This window comes from Nostoc sp., from assembly GCF_036917415.1.
Classification (GTDB): domain Bacteria; phylum Cyanobacteriota; class Cyanobacteriia; order Cyanobacteriales; family Nostocaceae; genus Nostoc.
Map to the genome: position 1 here is coordinate 24,081 of NZ_JBALDJ010000109.1, position 22,701 is coordinate 46,781.

Sequence of the window (22,701 nt, forward strand, 5' to 3'; positions counted from 1 at the left end):
TCTCTTGGGAGAGGGGCTGGGGGTGAGGGCAAAATGTTTTCACCAAGCGGGTTTAGCGTTAAGTTGACACCAATGAGCAATGCTGTGCCCCTACGACAAATGTGTATTTTTAAATCATCTATATTTGGTCTTTCCTGTCAATGCGTAAGTACTAGGCATAATAAAACCAAACTCTGTAAAGAAAGATAAACTAGGCTAGAACCTTTTTCCCTCCTGCCTCCTGCCTTCTGCCTCCTGCCTTATCCCAACGACAAATTTTTACGCCAACCTACTTATACATGACCATAATTTTAACTAACGACGATGGCATTGATGCCCCTGGTCTCCAAGCTCTGCTCAAAGCTGTAAACGGCAAAAATTTTATTATCGCTGCTCCTGCCGATCATCAGTCTGGCTGTGGACATCAAGTTACTACTACTCGTGCTATCAACCTCCAGCGACGTTCTGAGACTGAGTATGCGATCGCAGGTACTCCTGCTGATTGTATAAGAATTGCTATATCACAAATTGCTCCAAATGTCAAATTTGTCCTTTCAGGTATCAACGCTGGGGGAAACTTGGGAGTCGATGCCTACATTTCTGGCACAGTGGCCGCCGTGCGGGAAGCGGCGATGCACGGTATTCCTGGAGTTGCTATTTCCCAGTATCGCAAAGCCAAGCAGAATTTTAATTGGGATCTGGCTGCCAAATTCACAGCTGAAGTTTTAGCGGACTTACTCAAGCGTCCCTTAGAACCAGGAAGCTTCTGGAATGTGAATCTGCCGCATCTGCAACCAGGAGAACCAGAGCCTGATGTGGTGTTTTGCCAAGCTTGTACTAAACCTTTGCCCGTGAACTATCGAATCGAAGGCGATAATTTTTATTATGTAGGGGAATATGGCAAACGCGATCGCACTCCTGGTAGCGATGTGGATGTATGTTTTTCTGGCAATATCGCCGTAACTCAGTTAAGAGTTTGACATCACAACCTAAATTTAAGCATTATTTGGGCATTGGGGAGAGCTTGTAAGACGAATTAATTTTATGGTTATCGTTTGGGCGATCGCAATCAAAATTTTCAAAGATTTGAAATCTGGTAAAGTTTTCAGTGGTACTGATATCATGTCCGGTCAAAGACTTATCATTTAGACCGCAGGGCGCTGGGAGCAGGGAGCAGGGGGAAAGAGACTTTTCCGATTTTTGCACAGATCCGGTAATCATAAGTGATTAACCGGACTTGATATGAACACTAGTTTCAAAAAGAGGATAAATATATGCAGTTTCTCAAAATTGTTCTTGTTGCTCTCGTGTTAATGGTGAACCTGGTAATTGCTCAACCCTCTTGGGCAGGTAAGGATTTAGGGCAGATGGCATCAAGCCTTACGCCTTTCTTGCCAATCAACATAGAAAAAGAGAATTGCAAGCATTATATAGCCAATAGCCCAAGGCGTACCAGTTCCCCAGCCGAAATTAACAACTGTATCTGCAACAGTCCAACGATAACTGTGCATCAACCCAACCCAGGAAATTACAGCAGCGACTATAGACCAATAGGCAGCTTGGCGAAACTTGCGCTCAATAATGTAAACTGTGATGCCAGCTAAAATCATGGCAGAAAAAATAAACCCTTGCTCAAGAGCAAAAGCCCCATCAATATACGTATCGCTCAACTTAAATTGCTCAATCAAGGTTGGTGTTAAAGGTTTTTCCGGCGTGCCCAAGCCTGCTGCCCGAAGTGCATTTTTCGCAATTAGCGCACCCCAACCAGCAATGCCGGGTAATAGACCAACAACCACAGCAGGTGCATGGTGCGACGGGGTAGCTGTAAAGCTTTGAGCAACAATCACAATCCCAATCCACAACACAATTGCCATTCCAGCTTCAATTGGCACAAAGTAAGCCAGCATTGCCACAGTTCCACTTAGGCAAAGCAAGCTCATAATTATACCATTGAGTATAGAGTAACCAATTCTCGCTCCCATAGCTTTCCAGCCAGGATGACCAATATAAATAGTAGTCGGGAAACAGGAACCACAAATAGCAGCAACCAATGTACCAATACCATTTACCCTCAGACAGGGAGCCACAGGATAAGTATCACCCGCAGCTGAGGCACTTTCTAAATTCTGGAGACTGCCAACAAGATTAAATAATCCCATTGGTAGAATGATGCTGAAATATTCGACCAAGACTGAACGACTGCTCCACAATTCTCCCAGCCACAAAGAAGGGAGATAAAGCCTAATTGGTTGCAGAGTAGCGATAAACTTGGCATGATCCCAACTGGCTAAACCTGTGACCCAAGCAAGGGCAATTCCCAACAGAACAGCCAACAAGCCGCCAGGTATGGCAAATCGCACTCGCCCAAAATAAGTCAGCAGAATTACACCAAGAGGCACCAAGCCGACTACGGGATTGGCGTATGTACGAAATAGAAAACCAATGGCGATAAAAGTGATTGCAATACCACCCAAAGTGGAAAGCAATGCTGCACGAGGGGCGAGGCGGCGGAGTGCTTCTCCTCCCCAAGCCCCGACAAATTCTATCAAACCAGAACCAAAGCAAGCCACCAATCCTGCTTGCCAAGCTAATTCAGCAGCTTGTTCCACAGATGCACCGCTAGAAATTGCCGCCAGTTTTACAGGCAGCATCACCAGAAAAATATAGGCAAAAAGGCTGACGGTGTTAATCCCATAAGGCAAAGCAGTAATATCGTCCCTCTGCTCACCTTTGCCTTGCTCTTTGGCTAGCCTTGCGTAATAGAAATTACCAACAATTAAACTGATTGCAACTCCTGGCAAAATCCGCCCATAAACTAACTCAGCAGGAAAGCCAAGCACTCCTTGGCACAAATTCACAATCAATAAAATTTGAATAAAATTATCAAGCGCTAGCCCAAATAAACCATCAATGTCTCTGCGAACGAACCAACGCGGTACTCTGGTTGTAGCGATTTCCATTATTTTACTTTTGCTTTGCCAATTGTCTGGCAATGGTCTTGCCGCTTTTAGAATACCAGCAATGGTATTACAGGTGATAAGCTTTCACACCCGATGCCGTTGCTGTTGTGAGGTGTAGGTAGTTGACTGCGGTTAAGATTGTGCTTTTTTAATATTGTGACAACAGAGCTAAAGCAATATGAAGCCATTGTTAAGAACTGGCATAATTTTAACTGCGATCGCTGGAGTTATCATCACCGCTATCTTGATTTTTCAAACAACTAATACTATTTTACTTTTCTACGTTACCAGGATAGTTTCTGAGTATAAATGTAACTTTTTATTTTTCTTTTTAAAACGGATAATAAAAACCGAAAAGATTAAATTAGGTTTTTAATAAGTTGAATATTTTCAAATATTAATTTATTATTCACCACTCTCCTAAAGCTTGAGTTTTCATATTCTTACGTTATTTTGCGTTTTGGATAAATTCAGTAACAACTATCAAAAATGGGGATTTATTGAATATGCAATTGAAAGTACTCGCAACAAATTTAATGAAATTTAATCGGATCGCTACACTCTTAGCAGTTGGAATAGCAGTTTCTATAGGAATACCTTCATTAGCGGCTGTTTCAAGGACTCAGGTGAAACCCAGTACTAGTAATTATAGTCGTTATATTACAGGTGGAACTGAGGATAATGGTAGAAACACATTGTATATTTGCTCTACCAAGGTTGATGGAGAATATACACCTGGAAAATACTATCCACCAAATCAAAGATGCTACGTTTCATGGGGAGGTAAAGAATATTCCTACAAATCACCTCTGATATTGTACAAAGCTAATAGCTGGACATGGGGAAATTTTCCGGGGTACATTGTTGGTAATAATGTTGCTGGTGGCACCGAGAATAATGGTAAGAACACATTATATTTTTGCCGAGCCAAGGTTGATGGAGAGTATACACCAGGGAAATACTATCCACCAAATAAAACCTGCTACATTCCTTGGGGTGGACGAGAATACACATACAAGAGCAATTTCCAGATTCTATTTGCAAACTAAACTGGTTCTTAGCAAATACCTATACCTCTCTATACACCAGTCGATACAAGAGTTGAGGTTACTCCTTGTGTGCTAAATTTGGGTGATTTTTATATTTTTGGGGCGTTGCATAATTGAAGTATGAATTCAAGCGTAGGCGTAGCCCGTCGTAGACATCGCTATGCAATGTCCAAGGTGTGTGTGCATAAACTAATATTCAGAGTAGAAGGTGAAAATAGCCGATTAAAGCATTATCTTGCTCCTCTACATCGTAAAACTTTCTGTGACTCTAAAATCGAATAAATACTTAAATCTTCAATTTGATTGGTAATATATTATCTAAAGTACGGTTCAGTGACGCTGCGGGCACTGTGCGATCGCAAGCTTGAGGCGATGTCTACGACGGGCTACGCCTACGCTTGATTCACACTTCCATTCAGCAACGCCCAATTGTTAGTAATGTCAGTTTTTATGTTTAAACAACAACCTGAAGATTTACGATTTTATGTTAAACAGTTAGCTACCGAAGCTTTACAAAAATCAGAACCATCGGCATGGTTTGAAGTGTTATATACCGAAGCTAAAGGTGATACAGCAAAAATTCCTTGGGCAAAGTTAGCTCCTCACCCTTATCTACAAGATTGGTTGATAAATCATCAACCGTTCGCTTCTGGGCAAAAGGCGCTAGTCATTGGTTGTGGTTTGGGAGATGATGCCGAAGCTTTAGCTCATCAAGGGTTTGAAGTAACTGCCTTTGATATTTCACCGACAGCGATCGCTTGGTGTAAGCAGCGATTTCCAGATTCGACTGTCAACTATGTAGTTGCAGATTTGTTAGCGATTCCCCCACAATGGCATCAAGCTTTTGATTTTGTTTTTGAATGTCGTAATATTCAAGCTTTGCCGTTGAATGTGCGTTCTTGGGTTATTTCTTCAGTTACCTCTCTTGTTGCTTTCGGTGGCACACTTTTGCTGATTACTCGTGTTCGAGATACAGAAGCTGAACCCTCTGGCCCACCTTGGCCATTATCAGACTTAGAATTAGCACAGTTTGAAAATGTGGGATTACAGCAAGTAGAAAAACTCGTGTTTTTAGAATCTGAGCCTCTTGACGTTAAGCAAGTGCGGATTGAATATCAAAGGCATAATTACAAATAATTTTTCGGGAGTTTTCCGAAAAATAGCCAAAGTCAATAGCCTACCTTATACCCCATAGCGTCTTGTGTGACTGCGGGGTTTTTAATTGGTGATGTGTTCCAGATATTAATCCCACCAACGGTATCATTTAAGAGCGCAGCGCTCAAAAAATCAATTTAGCGATCGCCTCTAACTCCACTATCCCCTTCAAGAGCAGATTAGTAGATGCGTAGGTTGGGTTGAACGGAGTGAAACCCAACTACAAGACTTTGAGGTATTGGGTTTCGTCCCTCAAGCCAACCTACATTCGGATCGTATTTTTTGTGAAATGGCATAAGCCAGTAGAGCTTGGGTGTTGTTGTTTTGGCAATATAAGCAATGCCTAACTGCACTATCCCCTCAACAGCAGATTAAGTAGTTGATTATTATTGGTCTTAATAGTTCTTATTCTGGTTTACCGAACTGAGAAATTAGAGTAACCCGTAATCTTTTTTCAGGTTTAATTAAGTGCGGTAATCATCCTTTTATTAGGTGATGATAACCGAATTTACACAAGTTGGAACCATACTTATTATGAATACATAAGCACAAAACCAAGTGCAAAAACGATTAAACAATAGCTGAATTTTTCCGAGAGAGAGTTATGGTACTAGTTCGTTACAACCCCTGGCAAGAATTGAACGCTTTAGAACGTCACATCAACGGCTTATTGGGAGAAACCAAAGTCCCATCTGCACGGTTTGAAAAAGGCTTTATCAGAGTTCCGGCTGCTGAGTTGCATGAAACTGATGATGCGATTCATCTCAAGTTAGAGCTGCCAGGATTGGAAGCTAAAGACTTAGATATTCAAGTCACCCAAGACACTGTTCGCATTAGCGGTGAGCGCAAGTCTGAAACTAAAACCCAAGACAAGGGTATTACCAAGAGTGAATTTTACTATGGCAAGTTCCAGCGTGTAATTCCTCTATCTGCTAGGGTTCAAAATACCAATGTCATCGCAGATTATAAAGACGGTATTTTGAATTTGACACTGCCTAAAACCGAGCAAGAAAAGAACAAAGTTGTCAAGGTTAATCTAGAACAACCTGCTGCATAGTGCGAAACTACTCATCTTCAATAATTGATTGAGATAGCTAAAAGCCCAGTCATCTCTAGCTGGGCTTTTTTGTATGCGATCTCTACTTTAAGAGGCTGTGACGCTCCTGGGTCGTTAACACTACGCTATCGGTGTCGCTCTCTTTTGCTCTAATAATTGGGGCGATCGCTGTACTGTTACTGAATTTACATTAATACAATTTCTATCCTTTGCTTGAAATTCCCTGTGACTTTGCGACCAGTTTTATATACCTGAGTCAATTTTATTATCAAAATTCCAAGTAGAAAAGTAATTATAGATAAACATAATAGATATTACTATAATTTTCATAATATTTGCAATTTTATCCTGCATTGAAAGTTTCATCAAGACGATCCCTGATTTTTGATTTGTTTAGATGTAGCTTCCATAAAGTCGATAAAAACTTTTATGAGCTTATGAATTCCCTCGCTACCTCCTGCAATTAAACCTCCTGTCAGCAATGCATCTAAACAACGGAAAATAATTACTTGTATGGGATTATCTAAATCAATAACTATAAGTGGTTCGATTGAGCGAATACCTATTGCGCTCATTAAAAGACCAAATAAAAGAGATGTCCATAGAGCAATTGTTCGTGTATCAGATTTATAGGCTGTTCTTTGGCGCTCTTTTTCATTTACATCATCCATTTGTGGCTTGAATATTTTTAATGCTTCTTGTTGGTTTTGCGTAAAGTTTTGGATGATTTGCTGTTCTAAACTCATTCCTTCTGGTGGAAGTCCACTGATTTGATTTGATGCCAAAGAAGGGAATTGGTTCTGTTGTACTTCCATAAGTTTTATTTTTTCAGATATTAGAGCCTTCTCTTGCTGAATACTAATATCTAATTGTTCGACGAATGGCCCACGCCAAGTAGTTATAAAAACTTCTAAAGAACGCTCTAACAACAAAGAAATAAATAATTGTAATGTGAGTAGCTGGACAATATCATTAACTCCAAATGGTTTTAAAACAAATGGTTTAGATGATAACCAAGTTGACAAAGTTACTACTAGAAAACTAATAATGATTAATACAATAAATAGAGGAGATTCGGGAGAAAGCTTTAGCAACGTATCTATACTCCTGTTTCGCATCACAATATCTAACACAGCCTAGAGGTGAAAACTACACCTGCTGAGTAACTTAACAACGTTAATTTGATAGAACAGTAAATAATTTAGACCCGTCCCTTTTTTCTAAAAGTGCGATCGGTCACACCCTTGTGGAAGCAGAAAGCATTCCAGCGCTACTGTGCATAGGACGACGCTAGAGCAAGTAGCAACCGTAGCACCAACTAAAAACCTAATACTGCTCGGTTAAGCCTAAAAAATCACTTCGAGGTAGGTTGGGTTGAGGAACGAAACCCAACATTTTCAGGGCTTTGTTGGGTTTCACTCTGTTCAACCCAACCTACAAATCTTCTTAACCGAGCAGTATTGACTAAAAACCCCTCCAAGGTGTTGGAGGGGTGAAAGTAATTTTTGCGAAGCTGAAGAGAAGTTCTTGCCCTGGAAAACCTACAGCAGTTTTCGTTTGGATGAAGTACAAAGTCACTAGTTTTGAGGCAGGAGGCAGGAGGCAGTTATGCTGGAGGGAGAAGAATAATTTAATTTTTGAGTCCTCGGTTTTGTACCTCACTTAGTTGCAAACTGCTATATCTCTGACATCGCTGATTTGCTTTCCATTCCTATTTATTACCATTGCTAGTTACAGCATTAAACTCAACGAGGTTGTCACCAACCGCGTTGGTTTTCAAAACCGTGCATGAAAGTTTCCCTTCACACGGCTCCTCAATGATTTGGTGCTTGTCATGCATACCTCATTACCCATTTATCCTGAACTCTTTGACGATTCGCCTTTAACTTTCACATGGCGCTTGATATCAGTGGCGCTATGTTTTAGTAGCCATTCAGTGTGAGCCTCGTTGCGGGAATAGGTGAAAAAGCATATACAGAACGATTCAGTGCTTACTGAGGTAAAAACTCATCATCTGTGACTTCTGCTAGTTGGTATGGACAGTTCAGAGGAAAGGATTCCATTGAGATGCCAGTTTCAGCTTTTGCTTGCTTAACTGCTTGTGCATAACACTCAGCAAAAACTATCTCAAGATAGGATTTGAGACTAGGTGAATCATCTAGAGCTTCTTTAACGCGTCTACGATGTTCAATGATGCTTCCTTCCCAGCTACCACTTCTTTTGTCGGGCTGAAATTGCCATTTGAGCAAATGCATCAGAATTACAATCAAATTACTCTTGAGACTCCGGCGCTCACTCCTTCCCATATCGGCAATTTCTTCAATTAGGTTCTCCCACTCAACGTTTGCGTAATCCTGACTTTGCAATTTTTCTACAGTCGTTTCTATCCATTGCAAATAATCAGTTTCATATAGCGTTTGGGAATGCGCCTTTAAAGAAGACATAGCAGTTTCCATCGGAAATGTTTAGATAATTTTTCGTATCTATTTACAATTAACATCGGTGCGTTAACAAAGTGTAACGCACCCTACGAACTCTAGGAATTGGGAGGTATTAATTTTGTTAGAGGTGTAGTCTCGCGTTCTTGTATGTAAAGGTTACGATGTTCTGTTGACTCGTCAGTATTGAGCGGAACGGTGAACACTAGATGAGCATAGTTTGTCTCTTTCTGTTCCATCATGCAAGTCCAACCAACTTGACGCTGAGTTCCCAGATGCGATCGCCTTTTTCGTCATCACGGGCTTGAGGAGAGACTTTTTGCACAAAAGACTTGCCATCTTTCTTCTGGCGATTTCCCCAACTCCAATAAACACCGGATTGATTATACTCAGGATCGGCAACCACAGCAGCAACCCGTTCTCCCGCCAACTCCTGAGACACATATCCCCCAGTAATGTACTTCTGGAATAATGGAAAGATTTTTTGAAACAGGGGATAGTGGTTTCTAAATAGCGGCGTTTCTGCAACACATCCCGGATAGAGAGAATTGAAGACGATACCGGTTGACTCATGATAGCGCTCATGCAGTTCCCGCATAGTTAGCACGTTGCAAACCTTGCTGTCTTTGTAAGCTTTGACTGGTTCAAATTTCTTGCCATCAATCATCGATATTGGCTCTTTAAACCCTTGTGCAAAGCCTTGCAAATCGCCCAAGTCGGGACGTGGTGGAATCTTTCCACCCAGTTCGTCTGGATTGTGCGTGACTGTTCCTAAAATTACGAGCCTTGGCTCTAAAGATGACTTCTTCAAATCCTCTAGCATCAGGTTGCACAATAGGAAATGCCCCAGATGATTGGTGGTGACAGTTAACTCGTAACCTTCTGAACTGCGTAATGGCTCTTTGATTAAGGGCATATAAATTGCAGCGTTGCATACCAAAGCGTCTAAAGACTTTCCAGTGGCTCGGAAGTTCTTCACAAACTGTCGAACACTTTCCAAGGAGCCGAGGTCAATATGTATACTGGTATAACTGTTGTAGGGTATTTCCAAACCTTGGGCTGCTTTTTGTGCCTTCGCTAAATCCCGACACGCTAGTACGACATACCATCCCCTTTCAGCAAGAGCTTTTGCAGCATACAAACCCACCCCCGAAGAGGCACCCGTAATTACAACCGTTGGCTTCTGATGTTGTTCCATTCTGTTCAGCTTCCATTGACTGTCTCTAGAATCTCATACCAGCGAACCATCATTGTCACCAGGTTTTTCAGGGCTGTATTTAGGCTGAACTAGGCAACATTTAAATTTCATACAGCACTTAGGTTTGAAGCTTTATTTTTTAACATTATAATCAGAAATATGTATTTTGCTTGAAACTCCTGCGTAGCAAGGATTATATGTTTTTACTCTGGTGAGAGTGATTAAAGAGCGCTAAGTAAGTAGGCGAGAAAATTTCCAAGTATTTTACGAAATGTAAATATAGCATGTACTTTACAAATTCGTTATTTCACCGTTTTTACAAAACTAAATATATATTGGTTTTATCGTGCTTACCGACTTAATCTCTAGACAAAAGAACCTTCAAAAAAATAATTATAATAACATTTTTGGTATACTGAATGCAATCTTAACTTTTTCTGTTTTCAAGTATTTTTTTTTCAGATATATTTCAGATGTATATTATTACTAGGCTAAAAAGTATAAGTAAATTGCCTAGCTGTTTAACAATTTATTATATTCTGTGGATAAGCTTCTAGAATCTGTAAAAAAAATTCTGCAAGACAAGCCTCTCGGTTCAATTCAGTGGTTTGTGCTCTATCAATCGTGGTTGGGCAAAACTTACGGTGAAATAGCAGAGGCATCAGGCTACGGCAACAATTATATCAAGGAAATTGGTTCTGAGTTGTGGCAAGACCTTTCTATCGCACTTGGAAAAAGAATAACGAAAAAAAATCTGCATTTAGCTTTGAATAAACACTTGCAAGACGAGATAGGTAATCAAAAAAATCAGATCCAACAAAAGTTCGGTGAAGAATCTAGCTTAGAAATGGTTTCTCCAAACTTTTTTTCAGCAAGCAAGATAGAATTTCCCAGCGGTCCTGTAGCACTAAATTCTCCTCTTTACATCAATCGCCCTTCTCTGGAAAAACTTGTTTGTAATGAGGTTTTACAACCTGGTTGCTTAATCCGGCTCAAAGCACCTAGAAAGATGGGAAAAAGTTCTCTACTCAATCGGATGATTGCTTATGCTAGAGAGCAAGATTATCAAACTGTTTATTTGGATTTTCAAGAAGCCGATCGAGACATTTTTGTTTCCCTGGATAAATTTTTGCGTTGGTTTTGTGTAAATGTCAGTAGGCAGTTAAATCTCCTTCCTTGTCTAGATGATTTTTGGGATACGGAAATGGGCAGCAAAGTAAGCTGCAAAATCTATTTTGAAGCTTATCTGTTGCAATACATTGATGATAGTCCTATAGTTTTGGCTTTGAATGAAGTCCACCGGATTTTTGAACATCCCAATATTGCCCAAGACTTTTTGCCAATGCTGCGATTTTGGCACGAACAAGCAAAGCAAGATCGGACTTGGCAAAAACTGCGGATGGTAGTGGTTCACACAACAGAAATTTATATTCCGCTTAAGCTCAACCAATCGCCTTTCAATGTAGGGATAACAATTACATTGCCACCATTTACCCTTAAGGAGGTACAGAATTTAGCATTACGTTACGGACTAGATTGGTCAGGAAACTCGGAAGGGACAAAATCCCTTGTATCCCTACAAGCAATGGTAGGAGGACATCCCTATCTGGTGAACCTTGCATTTTATCATCTCTGTCAGCGAGAAATGACGCTCGATATGTTATTAGAAACCGCATCTACACCAGTAGGAATTTACGGTCAGTATTTACGAGAACTGTTGACACTACTGCAAGCAGAACCAGAATTAATGTCAGCTATGGAACAGGTAATTGGAACAGATGAAAAAGTGGAGTTAGACGCGATCGCTGCTTACAAGCTAGAAAGCATGGGTTTGGTTCAATTAAATGGCAATCAAGCTAGCAGCAAGTGTGAGTTATATCGTCTTTATTTTAGCCAACAGTTTGAAAAGCAAAATAGTGCTAATGCTTCTAGTAAATTTACCATCTAGTTTTGAGCGTTCAGAGTAAGTACTAAAGTTATTACTATGAACCTAGTAACTCATCGATATTAAATGAATTTTATCAACTATCAAAAAATTCATTTTTTGATTGAGGTATTATAAAACTAATCTAAAATTAAAAATTAATTAAATGAAAAATTATCGATACCAAGTGGGTGGTACTCTTACTAATGATGCTCCTAGCTATGTTGAGCGCAGAGCAGATGTAGAACTTTACGAAGCTTTGAAACAAGGTGAATTTTGCTATATCTTAAGCTGTAGGCAAATGGGTAAATCCTCACTTATGGTAAAAACAAAGCACCGCTTGCAACAAGAGGGCTTTAGATGTGCCACCATTGATATGACTAATATTGGTTGTGAAAACATCACTCCAGAACAATGGTATAAAGGAGTAGTTAGCGACCTATGGTTAAGTTTTAAACTGTTAGGAAAAGTCAATTTAAAAACCTGGTGGCAAGAACAACAAGATATTTCTTTAGTTCATAAACTTAGTCGGTTTATTTCGGAAAATCTGTTAGCGAAGTTTCCTAACGAAAAACTATTCATTTTTATTGATGAAGTTGATAGTATACTCAACCTCGATTTCTCTGTTGATGACTTTTTTAGCTTGATTCGGTTCTGTTATAACCAACGAGCAGTCGATCCAGAGTATCATCGGATTACATTTGCAGTTTTCGGGGTTGCCACACCTTCAGACTTAATTTTATATCAAAATTATACTACCCCATTTAATTTGGGTAAAACTATACAAGTAAATGGTTTCACTTTTGAAGAAGCTCAACCACTATCTTTCGGACTAGATATTAAAGACAATCATCCCCAGAAAGTTTTGAAAGAAGTATTAGCTTGGACAGAAGGGCAACCATTTTTGACTCAAAAGCTGTGTCGGCTGCTTGTGAGTTTATCTCAAGACGATCTGGGTAGAAAGCTGAAAATTCCTCCTGGTACAGAAGAATTTTGGATAGAAAATGTAGTGCGATCGCACGTCATCGAGAAATGGGAATCACAAGATGAACCGGAGCATCTGCGGACAATTCGCGATCGCATCCTCAGAAACGAAAAATTTGCCGCCAGATTGCTAGGAATTTATCAACAAATTATCCAAGGAGTGAAAGTACCAGCCGATGATAGTCGAGAACAGGTAGAATTATTGCTGTCTGGCTTGTTAATCAAAAAACAAGGTTTTCTCCAAATAAAAAACCGAATTTATCAAGAAGTTTTCAATTTAGAATGGGTTGGAAAAAAACTAGCTTACTTGCGTCCTTACTACGAAAACTTCAATGCATGGGTAGTCTCAGAAGAAAAAGATAAATCTCGCCTATTGCGTGGACAAGCGTTGATAGATGCCCAAACTTGGGCAAATGGTAAAAGCTTGAGCAACTTAGATTATCGATTTTTAGCTGCTAGTGAAGAATTAGATCGGCGAGAAGCACAACAGGCATTAGAGGCTGAACGTGCTCAAGAAGTCGAAGCACGACTTGCAGAAGAACAAAAAAGGCTGGCTCAACAAAAGAAAAATGCCACAATAGTGACACTTTTGCTCGTGGGGATGACAATCAAGTTGGTAATTTCTATAGTGTGGGGAATATCGCTTTTAGGAAAAATTGATGCTTTAGAATCACAGCTAAAATGCACCGAACTTACTACACCTCTTCAATTTTCTCACTGTCCAAAATCAAGAACTGCTAGGGAAACTCAGAATAACGATCGTTAAAAAACTTAGTTAGGAACTCAGCTTAAAATTAGCTAAGTTTCCATTGCTCGTTAACTACTTATTTAACAATCTCAACAGAGCCAAAAACCCTGACTAAAGAAACGCAAGTCTGACCAAAGCTGCCGAAGATGTAAGTTAAAATCCTCATATAGGAATCCGATTTGATTTATGTATGACTTACGCACAAGTTACGGAATAACGAACCGCAGAGGCACAGAGAAGCCAGTGCGTTGGGCGGGTTCCCCGACTTGTAGCAACTGGCGCGGCACGGAGAAATCAGAGTTTGAGAGATATTTTGCGTAAGTCCTATTATGAAAAAATCTAAGTATCTGTAGGGGAGCCAGCCGCGTGGGCGGGTTTCCCGACTTGAGCGGACTGGCGTTGTGTTATGGCGTAGCCTAACGCATCTAAATCGTTCATGCATGATAATTGATTTAGTGTGTTAGCGTACCCCTACGGGGAAGCAAGCTACGCATAGCGTCTCGTAGAGAAGCTTACCATAGGTATCGCCAACAGAAACGCAGGTCTGACCAAAGCTGCCGATGATGTGAGTTAAAATCCTGATATCTTCAATAACTACCCACGCAGAACGGCCCGGAAAAAGCGATCGCTATGCTTCAGTATCCCCATCTCGAACAAGCGCTGAAATATCACTTCGGTTACGACCAATTTCGCCCCGGACAACGGCAAATTATCGAAGATGCGCTGCAAAATCGAGATTTAATGGTTGTGATGCCGACTGGTGGGGGGAAATCTCTGTGTTTTCAGCTACCAGCTTTATTAAAAAATGGACTAACGGTGGTGGTGTCGCCGTTAATTGCTTTGATGCAAGACCAAGTAGAAGCATTGCGAAATAATAATATTAATGCCACATTTCTCAATAGCAGTTTGAATGCTTACCAAGTGCGATCGCGAGAAGAAGCCATCCTCAGCGGTAAAGTAAAATTACTTTACGTCGCCCCTGAACGCCTGTTGAGTGAAAGGTTTCTCCCCTTTCTCGATTTAGTTAAAGAAAAAATCGGTATTTCTAGCTTTGCTATTGATGAAGCGCACTGCGTTTCGGAATGGGGACACGATTTTCGTCCAGAATATCGCCAGTTAAAATCTCTGCGGAAACGCTACCCTGATGTTCCTACCGTCGCCCTCACCGCTACAGCAACCGATCGCGTCCGTAGTGATATTATTCAACAATTAGGACTAAAGCAACCAAGCATCCATCTTGCCAGTTTTAACCGTGAAAATCTTTATTACGAAGTTCGTCCTAAAACTAAATATGCTTACGCCCAATTGTTGGAACTAATTCGAGAAACTGAAGGTTCGACAATTATTTATTGTTTAACTCGGAAAAAAGTTGATGAACTCACTTTTAAACTCCAAAATGATAAAGTTATTGCTCTCCCTTATCACGCTGGATTAACTGATGAAGAACGTAGTAGTAATCAAACGCGATTTATTCGAGATGATGTCCGGGTGATGGTAGCAACAATCGCCTTTGGGATGGGAATTAATAAACCCGATGTGCGTTTGGTAGTTCACTTCGATTTGCCCAGAAATATAGAAAGTTATTATCAAGAATCGGGGAGAGCCGGTAGAGACGGAGAACCATCTCGATGTACAATATTTTTTAGCTTTGGTGATGTTAAAACAATTGAATGGAGTATCGATCAAAAAACCGATCCTCAAGAACAGTTGATTGCCAAACAACAACTGCGACAAACGATCGATTACGCTGAGGGTACTGATTGCCGGCGAACGATTCAACTGGGTTATTTTGGCGAAAGGTTTGCGGGGAATTGCGGTAACTGTGACAATTGTCGTCATCCCAAACCGATGCAAGATTGGACAATTGAAGCCATGAAGTTTTTATCTTGTGTGGCGCGTTGCAAAGAAAGGTTTGGGATGCTGCACATAATTGATGTCTTGCGAGGGGCAAAAAAAGACAAAATTCTCCAGTACGAACACGATAAACTTTCTACCTATGGTATTGGTAAAGATAGAACTGTAGATGAATGGCGAATGTTGGGGCGATCGCTTTTACATCAAGGGTTAATAGAGCAAACTAGCGATGGTTACTCAGTTTTAAAACTAAATGCCTTAAGTTGGCAAGTAATGCGAAAACAACGCACAGTTTCGCTAGCTGTAACCACAGTACCAAAGATTACCTGGGAACAGGGCAGTGAAAAAGCAGAAGTTGCAGAAATATTATTACAGAAGTTGCGATCGCTACGTAAACAATTAGCTGATGAGCAATCTGTACCACCTTACGTTATCTTCCACGATTCCACTTTAAAATTGATGGTACAGGTGCAACCCCAAAACTTAGCTGAATTTGCCAAACTTTCTGGTGTAGGTAGTCACAAACTCGCTCAATATGGCGAAAAGTTTATTACAGAAATTCGCGCCTATCGCCAAGAAAAAGGTTTGCAAAATAAATTGGTTACTTCCGCTTCCGTATCATCTCCAAACTCATCTTCTTACACAGAATTACAGACATTACAATTGCATCAGCAAGGTTTAAATGTTGCTCAAATTGCCCAAAAACGCAACCTTAGTCCGACAACAGTTAGCAATCATCTAGAAAAACTAATTGAGAAAAATCAGCCAGTTGATTTAAATCAATTAGTACCTTTAGAACATCAACAAAAAATTTGGCAAGTTTTAGAAGTACTCGGTGACATTTCCCTAACTCCCATCAAAGAACAACTAGGTGAAAGCTACACTTTTGATGAAATTCGCTTAGTACGGTGTAAGTGGCGGCGCGAAAATCGCAAGTGATAATTTGCTTAAGACTTACTATTTACTCATATATTTATTTTTTGAAAAACTAGATAAGGAAGCTAAACTTAAATCTTATGATTAAAAGACAAGAGCAAGATTAAAGGAGTTAGCCGATGAGTGAGATGCTTAAGACAGGAATACGCTGGACAATTCATGATGTGGAACTCTTTGCAGAAAATGAGGGGACGCGCTACGAGATAGTTGATGGAGAATTATTTATGACCAGGGCACCTCACTTTAAACATCAGCAAACTTGTGGCAGAATTTTCCGACAACTTGATGTTTGGTCGGAGTCTACTGGTTTAGGAGAAGCTGTAATCAACCCCGGCGTTTTATTTTCCGAATCAGATAATGTGATTCCTGATGTAGTTTGGGCTACTAAAGAAACCTTGACGCTAACATTGGATGAAGCAGGACATTTAACTGGCGCACCAGATTTAGTAGTCGAAGTTTTGTCTGCTAGTAAGGAAGACCAAAGACGAGATAAGGAAGCTAAACTTAAGCTTTATTCTTCCAGAGGAGTCAAAGAATATTGGATTGCGGATTGGCGATCGCGTCAACTAGAGGTCTATCGGCGCGAACAAAGTCAACTTAACTTGGTAGCAACTTTATTTAGTAGTGATAATATAATTTCTCCGCTATTACCTGGTTTTAGCTGTACTGTAAACCAGTTTTTTCCTGTATAAATTTTAGGTTAAATGGAAAAACAAATCTCAAGTAGCGGATTAACTAAAGTCCAGGTACTGATTATGGCGATCGCATCTGGTGTCTGTGTTGCTAACGTTTATTATAATCAGCCAATCCTCAAAGATATTACATCATCTTTTCGAGTCAGTTAAGGTGAAGCGGGTAGCATTTCTGTGCTTACGCAAGTTGGTTACGGTTTTGGGCTTTTCTTTTTAATCCCCTTGGGCGATAAAATCAATAAGAAAAAATTAATTCTTTGCTTTCTGCACTAGCGATCGCTGTTGCTGTATTGTTAGTAAATGTAGACGTACAGGCAGTCCAAGTCACCAATGTCGCAAGGATATACACTCTTGATGCTCAATCGAATAGTCGGATCAACACAGTTTACATGACTACCTATTTTATTGGTGGTGCTGTAGGTACTAGCATTGGTTTATTATGCTGGAATTTAGTAACCTGGCAAATGTTAGTTTTTACTTTGCTGGCATTTTTTATTATCCTCAGAGGATGTTTGAAAAGTCTTCTTGTCGGTATCAAAAGTTTTAGATCCCTCTAAATCTCCCTTAAAAAGGGAGACTTTGATTCGTGTTTCCCCCTTTTTAAGGGGGGTTAGGGGGGATCTAAAAGTGCCTATAGTCACAGCGAAACACTTTTCAAACAACCTTTCAGACCTAAAATAATTACAGCAAGAACCAATAAATAATTAAACTCTCGTTTTTGATTAAAATAACAAAAATTAGAAGGTCGAAGTTAGCATACTCATTCTTTTACCAAAAAAATCTATATAATTTATTGTTTAGATATCGCCTTACACCAATAACTAAGTTTTCTCCTGATCAAGGCGATATCTACAGATAATCTGTTTACATTAAGAAAAACTGGGAATTTCAGAGTTAGAATCTTGTGATGTAATAGCAGACTTTGAAGGCTCAGTGTTTTGGTTTTTTACAGTTACAATTACAGATAGCAGCTTAGGCACTGCTAGACAGGCAACACTATTTAATATCGTCAGAAATATACCATCTATCAAACTCATGTATTAATCTTCTCCGTTTGAAAATTGGTGGTGACTATATTTATTAGTTTGAAGCAAAATCAGTAGAATTGCGTAAAAATAGAATTTAGATTTCTTTTAGAGAATATAAGCTAAATAAATATATTTTTATCCAATAGCAATATATTGGACTCCGATTTGATTTCTGAAAACATCCTGAGACTGAAAAGCCTGTTTTATAAGGATTTTATCGGAAATTTTGTTCAAAAATCCGATAGGAGTCCTATAGCAAGCCGATTTGATTTTTGAAAACATCTAAGTCATAACTCTACTTTTTATGTTTGAGTTCTGACTTCTTGCTCTGAAATGTCTTAGGGGGTCAAACCCCCTATTCATCAGATATATCCTCATACAAGTCAGGCAGCTAGCTGAGTCTCTAGGTAGAGAGCAAATTAAAATTGCCATATCTATGAAATTAGAGCTAGAGATGAATGAAAAAATCTCATTTTTATCTATCAAAAGTATGAGATACGGATATAACAATTTCCTATATCTCAAGAAACTAAATATTTGTATTTAACCTAAAAGTCTATTTCTGACAGAAGATGTAAAAAAAAATTAGACATAGTAAATTAAAATCAATAATAATCAAAGTTCCTACACAATCCATCCAAGTGTGCTATACACGAGCTTGGAACGACCTAAAACTTTGTTAAAATCTGCAACACACAAACTATGAACTCTACCACCGAAAAACGTATCGCCTTGATTTCTGTCCACGGAGACCCAGCGATTGAAATAGGGAAAGAAGAAGCTGGGGGACAAAATGTTTATGTGCGCCATGTAGGTGAAGCACTAGCGCAACTAGGATGGCAAGTTGATATGTTTACCCGCAAAGTGAGTCTGGAGCAAGACTCGATAGTTGAACATAGCAACAATTGTCGAACTATTCGTTTAAAAGCTGGCCCCCTTGAGTTTGTGCCGCGAGATGATATTTTTGAATATTTGCCAGAATTTGTGGATAATTTCCTCAAATTTCAAGTAAAAAACGAAATTACATACCAATTGGTTCACACTAACTATTGGCTCTCTAGTTGGGTGGGGATGCAGTTAAATAAAATCCAAAAGAGTAAACAGGTTCATACCTACCACTCCTTAGGAGCAGTAAAGTATAACACTATAGAAGATATTCCTTTGATTGCTAGTCAGCGATTAGCAGTGGAAAAAGAGGTGTTGGAAAAAGCAGAGCGAATTGTAGCGACAAGTCCGCAAGAACAGGAACACATGCGATCGCTAGTTTCTACAAAAGGTAATATCGACGTTATTCCGTGTGGTACAGATATTCAGCGATTTGGTTCGATTGCACGAGAAGCAGCTAGGGCTGAATTGGGAATTGACAAAGAAGCTAAAGTTGTAGTGTATGTAGGGCGTTTTGACCAACGCAAAGGTATAGAAACCTTGGTCCGAGCAGTAAACCAGTCTGGGCTACGTGACTCCAACAATCTCCAGCTAATCATTGGTGGTGGTAGTACTCCAGGTAACAGCGACGGAATTGAGCGCGATCGCATTGAGCAAATCGTCAACGAATTGGGAATGAGCGACTTTACCACTTTTGCTGGTCGTCTAAGTCAAGATATTTTACCAACCTATTACGCCGCTGCCGATGTTTGCGTTGTTCCCAGTCACTACGAACCCTTTGGACTAGTGGCGATTGAAGCAATGGCAAGCGGTACACCAGTGGTAGCAAGTGATGTCGGCGGACTTCAGTTTACTGTAGTTAATGAAGAAACTGGTTTATTGGCTCCACCACAAGATGTAGAAGCTTTTGCATCTGCTATTGACCGAATTCTCTTAAGTCCAGAATGGCGAGATGAATTGGGTAAAGCTGGTAGAAAGCGCGTCGAAACTAAGTTTAGCTGGGATGGTGTCGCAAATCAACTCAGTGAACTTTACACCGAACTATTGCAGCCACAAACAGTAGCGTCAACAGCAAAAGAACTAGTACACTCAACCGCCGAACTAGTGCAATCAGCAGCAAAAGAACTAGTACACTCAACCACAGAACTAGTGCAATCAGCAAGCAGCAAAAAAACCAGTTTTAGTTGCTAAATAACGCTTTTGCTTAACAGATTATGGTGAGTGAGTAACTCGGATAATATTTTGGGTTTAACAAAATTAGAACTCAGGAGTCAGAAGCCAGAATACCCTTTCAGGGAAGCAAGCTACAGAATTGAATTCTGTGAAACTGGTGGATAATGCAGCGTTAACGAGTCCGTTAGGGTCTGAATCAACACGTTTAAGTCTCCCACGAGAGTAATTCTGACTCCTGAATTCTGAATTTTTCTTCAACTTTGGCAGCGATCGCCTGAGCTTGAAAAACTCAACACCAAAAACAAACTGTATAAAAAACTAACTTCTTACCTAAACGCAGAACTTATCTGATGATAATTTCTGTGTTTTTTTATTCGCAGGTATCACCAAACCAAGTAACCGCTATGATAGGTGAGGTCTGTTATGCTTTAACTAAACAAAAATAAAAGCATAGCGATCGCTACCATTTGAATGTTAACAACTAATCGCTTTGCAACCAGTTGACTTTACCACTCTCACAGCTGCTTGTAGCGAAATCCGCGCTAACTGGCTACCATCACGCTTAGAACAAGTTTACCAGCGCGATCGCTACACGATTGCGATGGCATTACGCACCCTGGAACAGCGAGATTGGCTACAGATTTCTTGGCATCCTCAAGCTGCACATATTTGTATTGGCGATCCGCCACCGCGATCGCCAGATACCTTTACCTTTAGCCAACAATTAATACACCAATTGGGTGGTTTAGCACTGGTGGCGATTGAAGCGATCGCTCCTTGGGAGCGTGTTATTGATTTGCAATTTGCCCGTCGTCCTGGAGAAAGCGCTCTATATCATGTCTATGCAGAAATCATGGGCAAGTATAGCAACGTCATTCTCACTGACGCTAACAATATAATTATCACCGCCGCTCATCAAGTAAGTCAGCAACAATCTAGTGTCCGTCCCATCCAAACCGGACAACCTTATGAAACACCACCGAAACTAACTGGAACTGTCCCCTACTTGAGCGAATCCCAAGAACGTTGGCAAGAACGGGTAAGTTTAGTACCAGGAGCAATCAAGCGGCAATTGCTCAAAAGTTATAGTGGCTTGAGTGCAGCACTACTGGAGTTAATGCTGCTAGAAGCAAATATCGCACCAGAAACATCCACCGATACTCTCAACCCTGACAACTGGCGACGGCTGTTTGAGCGTTGGCAAGAATGGCTGCAAGCCTTGGATTCTAGTAAATTTCAACCCGCTTGGACAAAAGATGGTTACACCGTAATGGGTTGGGGTGCAGTTGAAAAGGTCAAAAATATCCAGGAGTTACTCAACCGCTACTATAGTAACCAGATCGACCAACAGTTATTTTCTCAATTGCGCCATCAGTTGAGTCAGAAATTGAATAATATTCTGGCGAAATTACGTAATAAAGCTCAAACCTTTAAGACGCGCTTGCAGCAATCAGATCGAGCCGATGAGTATCGGCAAAAAGCTGATTTATTGATGGCTCACCTGCAAAACTGGGAACCGGGGATGAAAGAAATTATCATTGCTGATTTTGAGACAAATTTGCCAGTAGCGATCGCTCTCCAACCAGATAAAAATGCTGTCCAAAATGCTCAAAGTCTTTACAAACAGCACCAAAAGCTCAAGCGCGCTCGTGCTGCTGTGGAACCGCTATTATTGGAAGTACAGACAGAAATTGAGTATTTAGAACAAGTAGAAGCTGCGATCGCTCAGATAGACACCTACCAAACAGCAGAAGATTTGCGAGCTTTAGAAGAAATCCGCGAAGAGTTGATTGGGCAAAAGTATCTAGAAGATCCAGAATACCGCAGCCGCAGTGCCAATGAACCTCCCAGCACTAACTTTCATCGTTACCTTACCCCCAGTGGCTTTGAAGTATTAATCGGTCGTAACAATCGCCAAAATGACCAATTAACCTTTCGTCTAGCTGGGGATTATGACATCTGGTTCCACGCTCAAGAAATTCCAGGTAGCCATGTGTTACTACGTCTAGAACCGGGTGCTGTTGCCGAAGAAGCTGATTTGCAATTTGTAGCTAATCTTGCCGCATACTACAGTCGTGCCCGTCAGAGTGAGCAAGTCCCAGTAGTTTACACCCAGCCAAAACACGTCTACAAACCTAAAGGAGCAAAACCAGGAATTGCCATTTACAAGCAGGAAACCATACTTTGGGGAAAACCGCAAATAGTCATTAGTCATTAGTCATTAGTCATTAGTCATTACTCATGGGACATGGGTTATTATCCTTGTCTCCCAGTCCCCTCAACCTGCATCAAATCTAATTTGCGTTCAAAGCGATCGCTCACAGATTTTCTATGAACTCTTCCGATGTAACTTGCGCTTGCTTAAGAATAGACCTCTTGCATAAGTCGAATAGACCCCCCTTAATCCCCCCTTATAAAGGCTACAGTGTACACACAAGTCGGAAAAACTTCATCCACCAAAGAATTGCTGTGCGTTACGCTGACGTGACAAAGCTAAATTGTTGCAATCATGGCGATGCCTGCGGTTCTTGCTAGCCAACGCATTTGTTATTTCGGCGTACTCATTTGTTATTTCGGCGTACTCATTTGTTATTTCGGCGTACTCATTTGTTATTTCGGCATACTCATTTGTTATTTCGGC

17 protein-coding genes and 2 pseudogenes are annotated in these 22,701 nt (G+C 40.4%); 14 read left to right on the forward strand and 5 right to left on the reverse strand.

What is annotated here, in order from left to right; translation table 11 throughout:
- The first annotated feature begins 278 nt into the window (after positions 1–278).
- On the forward strand, positions 279–959 hold the full coding sequence (gene surE, locus V7K41_RS24165) for a 5'/3'-nucleotidase SurE (protein ID WP_334852312.1): 681 nt from the start codon (positions 279–281) through the stop codon (positions 957–959).
- A 393-nt stretch (positions 960–1,352) separates the two neighbouring features.
- Here the strand turns inward: surE and V7K41_RS24170 are convergent, their stop codons facing one another.
- Positions 1,353–2,939, reverse strand: a complete 1,587-nt coding sequence (locus V7K41_RS24170; protein ID WP_334852314.1) for an NCS2 family permease — start codon at positions 2,937–2,939, stop codon at positions 1,353–1,355.
- Positions 2,940–3,117: 178 nt separating this feature from the next.
- Between V7K41_RS24170 and V7K41_RS24175 the strand changes: the two genes are divergently transcribed.
- The 5 genes and pseudogenes from V7K41_RS24175 (at position 3,118) to V7K41_RS24195 (ending at position 6,200) form a co-directional block, all read left to right on the forward strand.
- On the forward strand, positions 3,118–3,315 hold the full coding sequence (locus tag V7K41_RS24175) for a hypothetical protein (protein WP_334852316.1): 198 nt from the start codon (positions 3,118–3,120) through the stop codon (positions 3,313–3,315).
- A gap of 160 nt (positions 3,316–3,475) precedes the next feature.
- Positions 3,476–3,988, forward strand: coding sequence for a DUF3421 domain-containing protein (locus tag V7K41_RS24180; RefSeq protein WP_334852317.1), 513 nt, complete (start codon positions 3,476–3,478; stop codon positions 3,986–3,988).
- A 198-nt stretch (positions 3,989–4,186) separates the two neighbouring features.
- Positions 4,187–4,267 (forward strand): annotated as a pseudogene (locus V7K41_RS24185) (IS1 family transposase); the annotation flags it as partial.
- A gap of 171 nt (positions 4,268–4,438) precedes the next feature.
- A complete protein-coding gene (locus tag V7K41_RS24190; RefSeq protein WP_334852319.1) occupies positions 4,439–5,125 on the forward strand; it encodes a class I SAM-dependent methyltransferase in 687 nt (228 codons plus the stop codon).
- Between the two features lie 622 nt (positions 5,126–5,747).
- Positions 5,748–6,200 carry an Hsp20/alpha crystallin family protein gene (locus tag V7K41_RS24195; RefSeq protein ID WP_334852321.1) on the forward strand — a complete coding sequence of 151 codons (453 nt, stop codon included), beginning with the start codon at positions 5,748–5,750 and terminating at the stop codon, positions 6,198–6,200.
- A gap of 365 nt (positions 6,201–6,565) precedes the next feature.
- Here the strand turns inward: V7K41_RS24195 and V7K41_RS24200 are convergent, their stop codons facing one another.
- The 3 genes from V7K41_RS24200 to V7K41_RS24210 all read right to left on the reverse strand — a co-directional run bounded on the left by V7K41_RS24200 (position 6,566) and on the right by V7K41_RS24210 (position 9,836).
- On the reverse strand, positions 6,566–7,294 hold the full coding sequence (locus V7K41_RS24200; protein WP_334852322.1) for a hypothetical protein: 729 nt from the start codon (positions 7,292–7,294) through the stop codon (positions 6,566–6,568).
- Between the two features lie 897 nt (positions 7,295–8,191).
- A complete protein-coding gene (locus tag V7K41_RS24205; RefSeq protein ID WP_334852324.1) occupies positions 8,192–8,656 on the reverse strand; it encodes a DUF29 domain-containing protein in 465 nt (154 codons plus the stop codon).
- A 220-nt stretch (positions 8,657–8,876) separates the two neighbouring features.
- A complete protein-coding gene (locus V7K41_RS24210; protein WP_334852325.1) occupies positions 8,877–9,836 on the reverse strand; it encodes a protochlorophyllide reductase in 960 nt (319 codons plus the stop codon).
- 541 nt (positions 9,837–10,377) lie between these two features.
- Between V7K41_RS24210 and V7K41_RS24215 the strand changes: the two genes are divergently transcribed.
- From V7K41_RS24215 to V7K41_RS24250, 8 genes and pseudogenes are all read left to right on the forward strand, one after another.
- Complete coding sequence (locus V7K41_RS24215) at positions 10,378–11,784, forward strand: AAA-like domain-containing protein (protein WP_334852326.1); 1,407 nt, start codon at positions 10,378–10,380, stop codon at positions 11,782–11,784.
- 142 nt (positions 11,785–11,926) lie between these two features.
- Positions 11,927–13,510 carry an AAA-like domain-containing protein gene (locus V7K41_RS24220; protein WP_334852327.1) on the forward strand — a complete coding sequence of 528 codons (1,584 nt, stop codon included), beginning with the start codon at positions 11,927–11,929 and terminating at the stop codon, positions 13,508–13,510.
- 612 nt (positions 13,511–14,122) lie between these two features.
- Entirely contained in the window at positions 14,123–16,285 is a 2,163-nt protein-coding gene (gene recQ / locus V7K41_RS24225) for a DNA helicase RecQ (protein ID WP_334852328.1), read from the forward strand.
- Positions 16,286–16,401: 116 nt separating this feature from the next.
- Positions 16,402–16,974: a Uma2 family endonuclease gene (locus V7K41_RS24230; RefSeq protein WP_334852330.1), complete on the forward strand. Its 573-nt coding sequence runs from the start codon at positions 16,402–16,404 to the stop codon at positions 16,972–16,974.
- 12 nt (positions 16,975–16,986) lie between these two features.
- The gene (locus V7K41_RS24235) at positions 16,987–17,127 is read left to right on the forward strand and encodes a hypothetical protein (protein ID WP_334852332.1); all 141 of its coding nucleotides are present in this window, start codon (positions 16,987–16,989) and stop codon (positions 17,125–17,127) included.
- Between the two features lie 104 nt (positions 17,128–17,231).
- Positions 17,232–17,531, forward strand: a complete 300-nt coding sequence (locus tag V7K41_RS24240; RefSeq protein WP_334852334.1) for a hypothetical protein — start codon at positions 17,232–17,234, stop codon at positions 17,529–17,531.
- A 1,173-nt stretch (positions 17,532–18,704) separates the two neighbouring features.
- Positions 18,705–19,940, forward strand: a pseudogene (locus V7K41_RS24245) (glycosyltransferase family 4 protein); the annotation flags it as partial.
- Positions 19,941–20,550: 610 nt separating this feature from the next.
- The gene (locus V7K41_RS24250) at positions 20,551–22,278 is read left to right on the forward strand and encodes an Rqc2 family fibronectin-binding protein (RefSeq protein ID WP_334852335.1); all 1,728 of its coding nucleotides are present in this window, start codon (positions 20,551–20,553) and stop codon (positions 22,276–22,278) included.
- Between the two features lie 231 nt (positions 22,279–22,509).
- Here the strand turns inward: V7K41_RS24250 and V7K41_RS24255 are convergent.
- On the reverse strand, positions 22,510–22,701 hold a 192-nt coding region (locus V7K41_RS24255; protein ID WP_334852337.1), incomplete at its 5' end, for a hypothetical protein.

Coding starts and splice junctions, on each gene's coding strand:
- surE (WP_334852312.1), top strand. CDS start 279: ATGACCATAATTTTAACTAACGACGATGGCATTGATGCCCCTGGTCTC.
- V7K41_RS24170 (WP_334852314.1), bottom strand. CDS start 2,939: ATGGAAATCGCTACAACCAGAGTACCGCGTTGGTTCGTTCGCAGAGAC.
- V7K41_RS24175 (WP_334852316.1), top strand. CDS start 3,118: ATGAAGCCATTGTTAAGAACTGGCATAATTTTAACTGCGATCGCTGGA.
- V7K41_RS24180 (WP_334852317.1), top strand. CDS start 3,476: ATGAAATTTAATCGGATCGCTACACTCTTAGCAGTTGGAATAGCAGTT.
- V7K41_RS24190 (WP_334852319.1), top strand. CDS start 4,439: ATGTTTAAACAACAACCTGAAGATTTACGATTTTATGTTAAACAGTTA.
- V7K41_RS24195 (WP_334852321.1), top strand. CDS start 5,748: ATGGTACTAGTTCGTTACAACCCCTGGCAAGAATTGAACGCTTTAGAA.
- V7K41_RS24205 (WP_334852324.1), bottom strand. CDS start 8,656: ATGGAAACTGCTATGTCTTCTTTAAAGGCGCATTCCCAAACGCTATAT.
- V7K41_RS24210 (WP_334852325.1), bottom strand. CDS start 9,836: ATGGAACAACATCAGAAGCCAACGGTTGTAATTACGGGTGCCTCTTCG.
- V7K41_RS24220 (WP_334852327.1), top strand. CDS start 11,927: ATGAAAAATTATCGATACCAAGTGGGTGGTACTCTTACTAATGATGCT.
- recQ (WP_334852328.1), top strand. CDS start 14,123: ATGCTTCAGTATCCCCATCTCGAACAAGCGCTGAAATATCACTTCGGT.
- V7K41_RS24230 (WP_334852330.1), top strand. CDS start 16,402: ATGAGTGAGATGCTTAAGACAGGAATACGCTGGACAATTCATGATGTG.
- V7K41_RS24235 (WP_334852332.1), top strand. CDS start 16,987: ATGGAAAAACAAATCTCAAGTAGCGGATTAACTAAAGTCCAGGTACTG.